The organism is [Clostridium] clostridioforme AGR2157 (genome assembly GCF_000424325.1).
Taxonomy (GTDB): domain Bacteria; phylum Bacillota; class Clostridia; order Lachnospirales; family Lachnospiraceae; genus Enterocloster; species Enterocloster clostridioformis_A.
Genome location: NZ_AUJR01000077.1, coordinates 1 through 12004 on the forward strand (window position 1 = coordinate 1; position 12004 = coordinate 12004).

Genomic DNA, 12004 nt, shown 5'->3' on the forward strand with positions numbered 1-12004 from the left:
TTCACACCCACACATGGCTCCTGGCTGAATATGGTGGAAGGCTTTTTCAGCAAAATGACCCGCCAGATGTTGTCCGGGATTCGTGTAGGCTCGAAAGAGGAACTAAAGGAACGGATTTTGAAATACTTTGAAGAAATCAATGAGGTTCCCGTCCCCTACAAATGGAAATACCGCTTGGACACGATTGATCTTTCGGAAGAGGATGTGGGCACAATCGTCTATGAAGTTGTAAATGCGAAAGCAGCAAGTCCTGAAAACCAAGGGAAACGTGCGCCCAAAGCACGGACACGTAAGCCAAGAAATCAGATTACTACCAATGCTTAAATTGTAAGCTTATTTAAATCGAGTTGTACTAGTATTCTATTATGGTGTATGTGTTTTAGGAGCTATCTGTAATGTGATAGCTATGAGATATTATGAGTTGACACCAGAGAAGATGAATGAAGTAAGAGAAAATCTCAGCAAATTAAGAGTAGGAAGCGGAAACTGATATTTTACATCATTATAGAAGGTTTGGTAATAATATGGATATTTCCTTATTAAATATAAGGGATATTGACCATAAATATATTGTATGCAGAAAGGAAATAATAAATGGGAGAATTTAATAAAAATTGGGAGTTTCAAAAGTTGCCTCAAGCAAATATTGAGAGTGTTACAGATTTGAAGCAAATTGCAGTGAACGAAAATGAATTTGAAAAAGTAGAGCTTCCACATACATGGTACCAGGAAGGAAATGCTTATAAAGGTACTGCTGTTTATCGAAAATGTTTTAATTTACCGCAGCCGATTGAAAACAGCCGGATTGTCCTTAAATTTTATGCCGCAGAGCGATGGTGCAAAATCCTCTTGAATGGGATTTTTGTTGGAGAACATAAAGGAGGATATTCTGCTTTTTCCTTTGACATTACGCAGTATTGCAAAAGCAATACTGAAAACTATCTATATGTTTTGGTGGATAATCGTTCTTTTGAGGCAATTTCACCCTTAACCGGTGATTTTACAATTTTTGGTGGTTTATATCGAGGAAGCGATTTAATAGTAACATCCAAAATATGCTTTGATCGAACTTATTATGGAACAGAGGGTGTGATTGTTCTAGCCAATTTGGAAACCAACGGAATTGGAAAAATTACGTTAGAACCCCATGTTATAAAGGAAGTTAACCAAGAAGAACCGGTAGTAATATATAAAGTTTATAACCCTGATGGAGTATGTGAAATTGAAACTACATCATCCATCAAAAAAACAGAACTGACCATTGGCAATCCAGTGTTATGGAATGGAAAAGACAATTCAGCACTTTATGAATTGAGCGCGGAATTAAAATGTGAGAACGGTATAATAGATAAAGTAATAATTCCTTTTGGTTTTCGAAATGTGACAATTAATCCTTCCAAAGGATTTTTCTTGAATGGAAATCATTTGGTATTAAATGGTGTGGCTAAACATCAGGATTATGGGAATGTGTATAATGCGGTAGGAGAGCAGCAGTGGAAACAGGACATGATGGATATAATGGAGATTGGTGCCAACAGTGTACGGCTTTCCCACTATCAGCATCCTAAAGAGATGTATGATATGTGTGATCAAAAAGGGCTTGTAGTATGGGCAGAGATTCCGATGCTTAGATTTACAGATAGTCCAGTGCTTTTTGAGAATGCTGTTTGCCAAATGAAAGAATTAATATTACAAAATATAAACCATCCCTCTATATGTTTTTGGGGAATTCAAAATGAAATCGCCATGTTCGGCGAGAGTCAGTTAATGTATGAAAAAATGGAGGAATTAAATCAGATCGTTAAATCGTTAGATCCCACAAGACTGACTGCCTGTGCAAATTTAAATAGTGTAAAGAATGAAAGTAAATTGAACCATATCACGGATGTAGTAGGATATAATATTTATTTTGGCTGGTATTATGGTGAAATGGAAGATACAGAACAGTTTTTAGAGGATTTTCATTGTGAAAATCCCGATATTCCATTTGGCATTACGGAATATGGCGTAGATTGTAATACTGCATTTCATTCGGAAAATCCGAAGGTTAAAGACTATACAGAGGAATTTCAGGCACTATATCATGAAACAGTTTATCCTATTTTCAAAGCTAAAAAATACTTATTTGGTACATATATATGGAATTTATATGATTTTAGCAGTGAGATTAGAGATGAAGGAGGAATTCAATACCGGAATACAAAAGGATTGATTAGCTATGACCGCCAAATTAAGAAAGATGCTTTTTATTATTATAAGGCGCAGTGGTCAGATAGTCCATTTGTAAAAATAGCTCAAACTCGTTTTATTAATCGATCCGAAGAAACAATTACAATAAAGGCATATTCGAACTTAAGAACAATTACATTATATGCTAATAATGTGGCTCAGAGTATTACTGCAGATATCGGAGTCTTTAAATTCGAGGGTATTAAATTAAAAAAGGGTAAGAATACGGTAAAGGTTGTAGGAGAGAACTGTGAAGATGAAGCTGTATTTTGCCTAGTAGATGAACCAAATCAATCTTATATATATAAAGATGCGAATCCTGGATTGAACGTAAGGAATTGGTTTACGGATATTGTGGAAGAAGAAAAGATTTTTCCAAAAGGAATGTACTCTATTAGAGATTCCAGCCAGGATCTAGTTGCAAGTGAGGCAGCAATGAAGGTAATAGAGGAATGCATGCCTAAGCTTGCACAACAGATGAGAGAACGTTCCGGTAGTATGCCGCTAGATAGGATTCTTAGCCATATGAAAAAGTTTGTTACAGATCAGCAATGCCGTGAATTAAACGCAAAGCTGACGAAGATAAAAAAGATAACAAAGGGAGGACTTTGAAATGTTAGAGACAAAAAAAGAATATGTTGACGAGTTAAGGGATATGCTTTCTGAAATTATTCCACATTTTTCGGATCATAAGGGACGTGTGATATTGGGGTACACAGGTTCCAAATATGAAGAAAGTGTAGCGCAGCTGGAATCAATGGTTCGCCCTTTGCTTGGATTTGCTCCTTATTTGGCGGGGGGCGGAGAATGGCCGGAGCTTGAAGATATTTATAGGAGAGGACTTGCTGCGGGTTCAGACCCTTCAAATGTAGATTATTGGGGGGAGTGTACAGACAGAGACCAGCGGTTTGTAGAAATGATGTCGATTGCTTTAGCGTTGCTATTAGTCCCAGATAAGTTATGGGAACCGCTTAAGCAGAGTGAAAAGGATAATTTGGCAGGGTGGTTATCTCAAATTAATTGCCATGAGCTTAATACAAATAACTGGCAGTTCTTTTGCATTATGGTAAATGTTCTCTTTAAGAAATTGAACAGAGCAGAATTTAACCAGGAACGTCTGAATATTAGCATGGGGAGAATTAATAGCTATTATAATGGCAATGGATGGTATTCGGATGGACCAAATGGAAGTAAGGATTATTACATAGCGTTTGCTTATCATTACTATGGACTGTTATACGCCCATTTCATGAAAGAAGAAGATCCGGAGATGAGCGCTGAATTTAAAAACCGCGCAATTCAGTTTGCCAGAGATTTTCAGTATTGGTTTGACGAAAAGGGTGAGGGGATTCCGTACGGTAGAAGTTTAACTTACCGCTATGCACAGTCTGCATTTTATAGTGCGTGTATTTATACGGGAGTAGAAGTATTGCCAATGAATGTAATGAAAGGAATGCTGTTTAGAAGTCTTTCAAAATGGCTAGAAACACCAATTTATGATAATGGACATATTTTAACGATTGGTTATAAATATTCAAATCTTAATATGGCTGAAACATATAATGCACCGGGTTCACCGTATTGGACATTTAAAGCATTTTTATTCTTGGCGTTAGATGATGCAAATGAATTTTGGAATATAACTCCTGCAGAGATGCCTACACTTGATAGTGTAAAGCGTCTTGATGAAGCAAATATGATTTTAACAAGAACTGCAGATAATGTTGTTTGCTATCCTTGCCCTCCTGCACGAAGCGGTGCTTCTCTTGGCCATGCACAAGAGAAATATAATAAGTTTTCATATTCAACGAAGTATGGCTTTAGCATTCATAAAGAGAGTAATTCTCTTGAAAATTACGCTCCAGATTGCGAATTGACATTCGAAATTAATGGAAATTATTATTCACATTGGAAGATTCAAAAAGCTTCCATTTTGGATAAAAATAAAATGGAGATTATCTGGAGTCCATATGTTGGTATAGATGTTACTACAACAGTGGAATGCTCTCCGGCACATCAGTTAAGAACACATGTGATTAACAGCAATGTTGCATGCAAAGCCTATGATGCAGGTTTTGCAATGGATATTGAATCACAAGAATATAATGCAACAGCATCAGAGACAAGTGCTATGGTAAAAAATAAAAATGGCTATTGTAAGGTGAGTGGTGGAATTGGAAAAATCATTTCTTCTGCACCTAATAGCAGTTTATTCTTTTCAAGAAGCGCTATTCCTTGTGTAGAATACTCTGTTGAGGAGGGAACACAGACATTAGTGACGAATGTTGAGTTCGAATAAAGAGTCCGGCCAATTAATATTCATTGATAAATAGTAACCTTGAAAGAAAAGATTGGAGTCCGTAGTTTTTATATTCGGATTCCAATGAACAGATTTTTAAGGCCGTATGGCATGAAAACAGTGAAAGCTGTCTGACTGCAATTACCAATACCATTAGTCGCATCCGGCAAAAAATAGAGGATAACAAAGACGAGCCTTTTCGTTTTTATGGTTACAGAATAGCAGTATACAGCAGAAAATATCAAGCTCTGACAGGGATTCCATGATCGCCAGGTAATCGATCCCCTCCACAACAGTTCCCGTGCCAGGGTCAAACAGTTCATCATCCGCTGTGGCTTTGGGATCATAAGATTTCAGCTCCCTGTCATACCAGTCATAGATATCACTGTACAAGTCTGCTGCCCGATCCAGCAGGGACTGCAGTCCATTGATTTTTACCCTGATATTTTCAGGCACAAAGGGATCGTCTGTTTTTAGCTTCATGGCACACCTCCTGATGGTTTCACATCAAAAGTGTACCATATTTCATGGAATTTTCCAATATATCTTGACAGAAGCCAACAGCATCCGTATAGTAAAGGTAGGTGGTCACAACAGCCACCATACGAATGATGCAGAAAATTAAACACAAGATATGCCCCTTCTCTTAATATGAAGAAGGGGCATATTTGTTATAAGATTGCATTAGTAAACTGCTTGTTCTGCAGACGTAGCAACAATTTTAGCTTATGGTAAAACTTTCGTGTTGTATCAACATAAATTCGCTGTGTACACTAAAATAAACAAATTTCCAGAATACAAATATTTATCACATACAAATTCATATTTTCTGTAATTTTCTGGCCTGTATCTCTTTATGGACTTCTATTCCACGAGTATTATAATAGTCTATGCGCTCCTGTCGGCTCATATCCTTTGTCTGATAGTAGTTATATTCTCTTAATTTGTGAATATCCTCAATGGTAAAATCAGGACTTAGAACAGGTTTGTTCATAATCATTCCTCACTTTCTAATAGTACAGATGGATTTAGAATTTCAATCGGTTTATGACCTTTCAGATTAGTAATTGCCCGTATCCCTCTTATTGTCTTAATATTTACAATATGCTTAAAATTCCATGATATAATACAGTCACATTCACTAACAATAGCAGCTCCAATATGTTGACAATCATCATAGCTTTTCTTTGTTAGTATACCCATTTCAATAATCTGCTGTGCAATATCTGCAACATTATCATCGATTTGAACGAGAGTATAATCAATAAGCCCTAAATAATCGAAAAGTTGGCTCTGCTTTGGTTCTGAACATCCTTTTAGTTCTTCAAGTGTCACTGTGGAAAGATATACCTCATATTTTCCTGTGTGAAACATTTCCCATAATTGTTTGGTATCGGCCATTTTTTCAGGCACATCTTCTTGTAGTAAGTGACTGATCACTGAGGTATCCAGGTAAACTCTTAATTTTCCCATATCCACCACCTCCAATAAGCATTTTCATAATTAGATTATACAAAAAAACGCATATAAAAACAATGGAGAATTGAAATTTTGAATTCATCACTTGACAATGTGGCAAAGAGTTGATGAGCCACCCACAAGAATTACAAGTACCTTGCCGATGCCGACAAGAAAAATGAATTTGATGTGGAACGGTACATGAAACGGCACCCTGCGGTGGTAAAGCCGGAGGAACCTTTTGAGATGTACGAACTGAAAATAGAACCTGACAGCGATAACGAGGTATATAGAATGAATTAGCAAAGCCAGCCGAGGCAGTCAACGACAAGATGAACGGGCTGCGCCCGCCGTAGACAGCCCCACCTGTCCTTGCTGGTGGGTAATCAAGGGGCGACAGCAAGGAGTGCAGCCGCCCCTCACTATCATCAGAGAAGGGGGGAAACCCATGCCCGATTTTGAAGCCTACAAAGAACATATCCAACATACCCACAACGCTTATTGCAAGATTGTCATTCGCCATGCTTCCATAGACGCTGCTCGTATGCTGTTTGCAAGGTGGAAAAGGGAAATCTCCCTTGAATATCTGTCCGAGGAAAAGTTTGTGCTGTTCAGCACCACAGACGAATACTTTGCACAGCCGCTAATAGACGAGGATTATCCCTTTACAACTTGCGGACAAATTGTTTTGATAAGCGACCCTGCCCTTACTGCCGCCCTGTCCATGTTGCCACAACAGAAGCAGGAAGAAATTTTCCTGTACTATTTCCGGAACTATACGCAAAAGGAAATCGGCAAGCGGTACAGGCAGACACGCAGCACAGCAGGGCGGCATATTCAGCTTGCCTTGCAGCAGCTCCGGCAGGAAATGGAGGTGATTATCCATGAACAGGCTACTTCCATGCGAAACGATTTAAAGGCGCATGAGGGTGACCCAGAAGCTATGAACGAGGTACTTACCCATTATGCCGGATATATCCGCTACTGCTCCCATATCTATGGGCATTTCAACATAGATATGGAGGACTACATCAAGACAAAACTCATAGAAAGTCAATTCAAGTTCCGCTTTGACCGTTAGCCGGGTTGTCTGAAAACTGAATATTCGCCGCTCATTGCAGCGGCACATACAAGCAGTAAGTCTGAAAAAGATTTGCTGCTTTTTTGCGCTCTTTGCTACCATTTCCCGCCTATTCCGGCTTACGTGGTGTTGTAGGTATTGAAAGAAAAATTATTAAGAGTTTATTAAATCTTTGGCAAAATCGCAAAGTGTGGTGTTGTAGGGAGTAAGGGGAAGTTTACGAAAAAATCCGCCGCCGCTTTGGCAAATTTCCTTTGCCGTCGTGGCGGGGAACGAGCAGAAAGCCACGCACAGGGGAAGTCGGAAGTTACTAAGAGCAAGATTCTACCACGGTGCCAAAATCCGCTTATCGCTCCTTTTGCCCCGTGGGAATCTTGTTGGGGAGTGCCTTCCCCAAACCCTGCTTTTGCAGCTTGCGCCGCATATCACTGCCGCTGCTATGGCGGCAATCGAAAGGAGGTTACGACCATGCCCAAACGATACAACACGCCCCACCGCCGCCATGTGGTAAAAACCCGCATGACGGACGAGGAATACGCCGACTTTACCGGGCGGCTGGCAGCTTATGAAATCAGCCAGTCCGAGATTATCCGTCAAGCCATACGAGGGGCAGCCATACGCCCCGTCATTACTGTTTCCCCGGTCAATGACGAGCTGCTTTCCGCTATCGGGAAGCTGACCGCCGAATATGGGAAAATCGGTGGCAACTTAAACCAGATTGCCCGCTGTCTGAACGAGTACGGAAGTCCTTACCGGGAGCTTGCCGCCGAAGTCCGGGGAGCCGCCGCCGGGCTTGCCGCCTTGAAGTTTGAAATCTTACAGAAAGTGGGGGAAGCCGTTGGCGATATTAAAACATATCAGCTCTAAGAACGCCGACTATGGCGCAGCCGAAGCCTACCTCACTTTCCAGCATGACGAGTTTTCCATGAAGCCCGTCCGTGATGAAGCGGGGCGGCTTGTGCCGAGGGAGGACTACCGCATATCTTCTTTGAACTGCGGCGGCGATGATTTTTCCGTTGCGTGTATGCGGGCGAATCTCCGCTATGGCAAGAACCAGAAACGGGAGGACGTAAAGAGCCACCATTACATTATCATCTTTGACCCACGGGACGAACGGACAACGGCTTGACCGCAGACCGGGCGCAGGAATTGGGCGAGAAGTTTTGCGCCGAGCATTTCCCCGGACACCAAGCCCTTGTCTGACCCACCCGGACGGGCATAACCACGCTGAAAATATCCATGTGCATATCGTAATCAATTCCCTGCGGATTGCAGACGTTCCCATGCTGCTCCACATGGACAGACCAGCGGACAGGAAAGCAGGCTGCAAGCACCGCTGTACAGACGCAGCCATGAAGTATCTGAAAGCCGAAGTCATGGAGATGTGCCACAGCGAGGGGCTTTACTAGATTGACCTTTTGGGCGGCAGCAAGGAGCGTATCACCGAGCGCGAGTATTGGGCGCAGAAAAAAGGGTAGCTTGCCCGTGACAGGGAGAACGCCGCCCTTGCCGCCGGGGGCAAGCCGGAGAAGCCGACCAAGTTTGAAACCGACAAGGCGAAGCTGCGCCGGACTGTCCGGGAAGCCCTCTCCCATGCTGCCACCTTTGACGAGTTTTCCGCTTTGCTTTTGCGGCATGGCGTAACCGTCAAGGAGAGCCGGGGGAGGCTTAGTTACCTCACGCCGGACAGGGCGAAGCCCATTACTGCCCGGAAGCTGGGGGACGATTTTGAACGTGCCGCCGTCCTTGCCGTTCTCACGCAGAACGCCGCCAGAGCCGCCGAAAAGACCGCAGCCATAGCGGAATACCCCGGCAGTATCAAAGACCGCTTACGGGCGGCAAAAGCGGCGAAAACCGCCCCGGAAAAGAACGGTATTCAAGGCATGGTGGACATAGCCGCCAAGCGAGCCGAGGGGAAAGGCAGGGGCTATGAGAAATGGGCGACCCTGCACAACTTGAAGCAGATGGCGGCGACCCTTGCCGCCTACCAGCAATACGGCTTTTCCAGCCCGGACGAGCTGGACGCAGCCCTTACCGCCGCCCATGCCGATATGCTGGAATGCCTTGCAGGGCTGAAAACGCTGGAAGCCGCAATCCGGGAGAAAAAGGAGCTGCAACGCTGCCTTTTGGACTATATCGGCACGAAGCCCGCCCGTGACGGGCTGAAAGCGCAGAAATCGGACAAAGCCCGGAGAGCCTACCGGGAAGGCGCAGGGCATAACCAAGCTGCCAGCCAGCAAAGCCTTGCAAGGCGAGATAGAACGGCTTACCGCTGAAAAGAACGCCGGATATAACGCCTACCGGAAAAGCGTGAACGTGTCCGGGAGCTTCAGACGGTCAAGAAGAATATCGATCAGATTTTACACGGCGCACCGAGCCAGCAGAAAAAGCAGGAACAGGAGCGATAAAGACCGTCCCGGAATGATACCGAAATCATACAAATCGTGCTGTTGATACTTTCCCTATCTGCAATCCGGCTAAAGATAGAAACGCCGCTTACAGAGGAAAAAATCAACGAAAATGACACCGAAACAATACGCAAAACGCCGTCTATCCCGTTACCCCGATAGGAACGGCAGAAAGGAGCCGCCATGCCGAGAATGAGTAAAAAGCGCAAGGAGGAATGGGCTTTTTTCCTCAATGACCGCAATCGTATCACTTACAACGCCCTATGCCGGAAATGCAGCCGCCCATGCAAGCAGAGCTTCCGGGCAGAGATTATTGAGTGCCCGCCGTTTACGTCCAAGCGGGCGAAGCCATGAAGCCGGAGGAAACGCAGGAAACCGTCTATGTGGGGATTGACACGGGTTTGCCGCCCTATCTGCCCTATCCCCGTTTCCTGCTGAAAATGGACATATCGCACACTGCAAAGCTGCTGTATGCGCTGCTGTTAGACCGCACCACCCTTTCCCAGAAAAACGGCTGGCAGGACGGCGAGGGAAGGACATTCATTGTCTATCCCGTTGCCGAGATTGCGGATATGCTGGACAGGGGCTGCACCGCCATAAAGAACGCACTGAACGAGCTGGACGCTGCCGGGCTGCTGGAACGGAAACGGGCGGGCTTTTCCGCAGCAAACCGCCTTTATGTGAAAATGCCGCCAGTCGTCCAGATTTCCGACCTTATGACAGCCGGAAAACCGACCCTCATAAGTCCAGAAAAGCGGACAGCGCACAGGGCGACAACGATTTTGCCCCGCTGCGGAACATTTTTAACGAATGGCTGGTGAGAGATACGAGCAAAAAAATCAAGGCAGTAAAACGGTCAAAGGGCATGAGTGGGAAGCCTGTCACAAGCAAGCCCGTGTATGGCTACCTCATGGACGAGGACGAAAATTTCATCATTGACGAAGAAGCCGCCCCGGTAGTCAAGCAGATTTACAGCTTGTGCCTTGCCGGGAACGGTCCTACCAAGATAGCCCGTATGCTGACGGAGCAGGAAATCCCCACGCCGGGGACGCTGGAATACCGCCGGACGGGAAGCACCCGCCGCTACCACCCCGGCTATGAGTGCAAGTGGGCGACAAACACCGTGGTACATATCCTTGAAAACCGGGAATACACGGGCTGTCTGGTAAACTTCAAGACGGAAAAGCCGTCTTACAAGACCAAGCACAGCGTGGAGAGAAACAGGCGATTTTTGAGAACCACCACGAGCCTATTATTGACACCCAGGCATGGGAGCGTGTGCAGGAGCTACGCAAGCAGCGCAAACGCCCCAACCGCTATGACGAGGTGGGCTTATTCTCCGGCATACTCTTTTGTGCCGATTGCGGGAGCGTCATGTATCAGCAGCGTTACCAGACGGAAAAGCGCAGACAGGATTGTTATATCTGCACAGCTACAAGAAGCGTACCCATGATTGTACGGCGCACTTTATCCGCACCGACCTCTTGACCGCTGGCGTACTCTCCAATCTGCGGAAAGTGACGAGCTATGCCGCCAAGCACGAAGCCCGGTTTATGAAACTCTTAATCGAGCAGAACGAGGACGGGGGCAAGCGCAGGAACGCCGCCAAGAAAAAGGAGCTGGAAGCCGCCGAGAAGCGTATCAGCGAGTTATGCGCTATCTTCAAGCTAACCTGTCGGGGATGTTTGACACGGTAAATACCAAAGTGGGCGAGATCGCCGGGGAGGTTGGCATGGAACGGCGGCGTTTTCAACCTCATCCGGTCTCTGTCTGAAACAGTCATTATCCCCATAGCCGGTATCATTTTAACTTTTGTGATGTGCTACGAACTCATCCAGCTTGTGATCGAGAAGAACAACCTGCATGATGTAGACACATAGATTTTCTTCAAGTGGATATTCAAAACCTTTGTGGCCGTGTTCTTAGTCACCAACACATGGGATATCGTCATGGCAATCTTTGATGTGGCCCAGAATGTGGTGAGCCAGAGCGGAGGTATTATCAGCGGTTCTACCAGCATTGACCTGTCCACCGCCATCCCCGATATGGAGGCCCAGCTTGAGGCTATGGACTTAGGACCTCTTTTAGGGCTGTGGTTCCAGAGCATGGTTGTGGGGCTCACCATGAATATCCTCTCCATCTGTATTTTCCTGGTGGTCTATGGCCGTATGATCGAGATTTACCGCGCGTCCAGAAGCGTCGCTTGTCATCCACAGGCGGTGCGTGGGCATTTTGGGAATCCGGCTTTGGCAAGCCGGTAAAGAAAAGTATCAAAGACGCTGAAAAAGCGTCGCTTTAGCGTCAGCCGGTTTACCCCGGAGGGAAACCATAAGGGGGACAATAGCGTACCGGAAACGTCGCAAGTTGGGGAAACCATCTACCCACGACTGAGCGGCAAGACGCAACATTGTGAACGAGGAACAAGGCTAAACTGCTTTAAGGGCAGTCCGAGGCGGGATACTCGACCCGGCGGTGTAGGATGGTTGTATTCGCCGTATGTCATAGCGGAATGTGACAGGTATACACAGA

Annotated in this window: 8 protein-coding genes and 7 pseudogenes; 13 read left to right on the top strand and 2 right to left on the bottom strand. The window is 44.9% G+C overall.

Annotated elements, in window-relative coordinates; genetic code table 11:
• The 4 genes and pseudogenes from G614_RS34720 to G614_RS35170 form a co-directional block, all read left to right on the top strand.
• Positions 1 to 324 (top strand): annotated as a pseudogene (locus tag G614_RS34720) (IS630 family transposase); the annotation flags it as partial.
• Between the two features lie 270 nt (positions 325 to 594).
• Positions 595 to 2841 (top strand): glycoside hydrolase family 2 protein, encoded by a 2247-nt coding sequence (locus G614_RS0122070; RefSeq protein ID WP_027643660.1) that lies wholly within the window; start codon positions 595 to 597, stop codon positions 2839 to 2841.
• A gap of 1 nt (position 2842) precedes the next feature.
• Positions 2843 to 4528, top strand: coding sequence for a DUF2264 domain-containing protein (locus G614_RS28505; RefSeq protein ID WP_044918570.1), 1686 nt, complete (start codon positions 2843 to 2845; stop codon positions 4526 to 4528).
• Positions 4529 to 4668: 140 nt separating this feature from the next.
• Positions 4669 to 4794, top strand: a complete 126-nt coding sequence (locus tag G614_RS35170) for a hypothetical protein (protein WP_242828182.1) — start codon at positions 4669 to 4671, stop codon at positions 4792 to 4794.
• Between the two features lie 554 nt (positions 4795 to 5348).
• On the opposite strand, the gene G614_RS32070 is transcribed toward G614_RS35170, so the two are convergent.
• Positions 5349 to 5522: a hypothetical protein gene (locus tag G614_RS32070; RefSeq protein ID WP_166430229.1), complete on the bottom strand. Its 174-nt coding sequence runs from the start codon at positions 5520 to 5522 to the stop codon at positions 5349 to 5351.
• 2 nt (positions 5523 to 5524) lie between these two features.
• Positions 5525 to 6001 carry a PIN domain-containing protein gene (locus G614_RS0122090; RefSeq protein ID WP_027643661.1) on the bottom strand — a complete coding sequence of 159 codons (477 nt, stop codon included), beginning with the start codon at positions 5999 to 6001 and terminating at the stop codon, positions 5525 to 5527.
• Positions 6002 to 6434: 433 nt separating this feature from the next.
• Here G614_RS0122090 and G614_RS28515 point away from each other — a divergent pair.
• The 9 genes and pseudogenes from G614_RS28515 to G614_RS28535 all read left to right on the top strand — a co-directional run.
• Positions 6435 to 6881, top strand: a pseudogene (locus G614_RS28515) (RNA polymerase sigma factor); the annotation flags it as partial.
• Positions 6871 to 7067 (top strand): annotated as a pseudogene (locus G614_RS33085) (helix-turn-helix domain-containing protein). The pseudogenes G614_RS28515 and G614_RS33085, both read left to right, overlap by 11 nt.
• A gap of 468 nt (positions 7068 to 7535) precedes the next feature.
• Positions 7536 to 7934 carry a plasmid mobilization protein gene (locus tag G614_RS0122100; RefSeq protein ID WP_027643662.1) on the top strand — a complete coding sequence of 133 codons (399 nt, stop codon included), beginning with the start codon at positions 7536 to 7538 and terminating at the stop codon, positions 7932 to 7934.
• Positions 7906 to 9475: pseudogene (locus G614_RS28520) on the top strand (relaxase/mobilization nuclease domain-containing protein). The gene G614_RS0122100 and the pseudogene G614_RS28520 overlap by 29 nt, the downstream one beginning before the upstream one ends.
• Positions 9476 to 9825: 350 nt before the next feature.
• A pseudogene (locus tag G614_RS28525) lies at positions 9826 to 10260 on the top strand (replication initiator protein A); the annotation flags it as partial.
• Positions 10261 to 10385: 125 nt separating this feature from the next.
• Positions 10386 to 10717: pseudogene (locus tag G614_RS35175) on the top strand (recombinase family protein); the annotation flags it as partial.
• 132 nt (positions 10718 to 10849) lie between these two features.
• A complete protein-coding gene (locus tag G614_RS35180) occupies positions 10850 to 10963 on the top strand; it encodes a hypothetical protein (protein ID WP_420341542.1) in 114 nt (37 codons plus the stop codon).
• 65 nt (positions 10964 to 11028) lie between these two features.
• Positions 11029 to 11172, top strand: coding sequence for a hypothetical protein (locus G614_RS35185; RefSeq protein WP_420341541.1), 144 nt, complete (start codon positions 11029 to 11031; stop codon positions 11170 to 11172).
• Positions 11127 to 11658: pseudogene (locus G614_RS28535) on the top strand (VirB6/TrbL-like conjugal transfer protein, CD1112 family); the annotation flags it as partial. The gene G614_RS35185 and the pseudogene G614_RS28535, both read left to right, overlap by 46 nt.
• Positions 11659 to 12004: the final 346 nt, after the last annotated feature.

Bases quoted from the DNA above. Each gene is read 5' to 3' on its own strand.
- G614_RS35185 (WP_420341541.1), top strand. From the start codon at position 11,029: ATGAAACTCTTAATCGAGCAGAACGAGGACGGGGGCAAGCGCAGGAAC.
- G614_RS28505 (WP_044918570.1), top strand. From the start codon at position 2,843: ATGTTAGAGACAAAAAAAGAATATGTTGACGAGTTAAGGGATATGCTT.
- G614_RS32070 (WP_166430229.1), bottom strand. From the start codon at position 5,522: ATGAACAAACCTGTTCTAAGTCCTGATTTTACCATTGAGGATATTCAC.
- G614_RS0122090 (WP_027643661.1), bottom strand. From the start codon at position 6,001: ATGGGAAAATTAAGAGTTTACCTGGATACCTCAGTGATCAGTCACTTA.
- G614_RS35180 (WP_420341542.1), top strand. From the start codon at position 10,850: ATGTATCAGCAGCGTTACCAGACGGAAAAGCGCAGACAGGATTGTTAT.
- G614_RS0122100 (WP_027643662.1), top strand. From the start codon at position 7,536: ATGCCCAAACGATACAACACGCCCCACCGCCGCCATGTGGTAAAAACC.
- G614_RS0122070 (WP_027643660.1), top strand. From the start codon at position 595: ATGGGAGAATTTAATAAAAATTGGGAGTTTCAAAAGTTGCCTCAAGCA.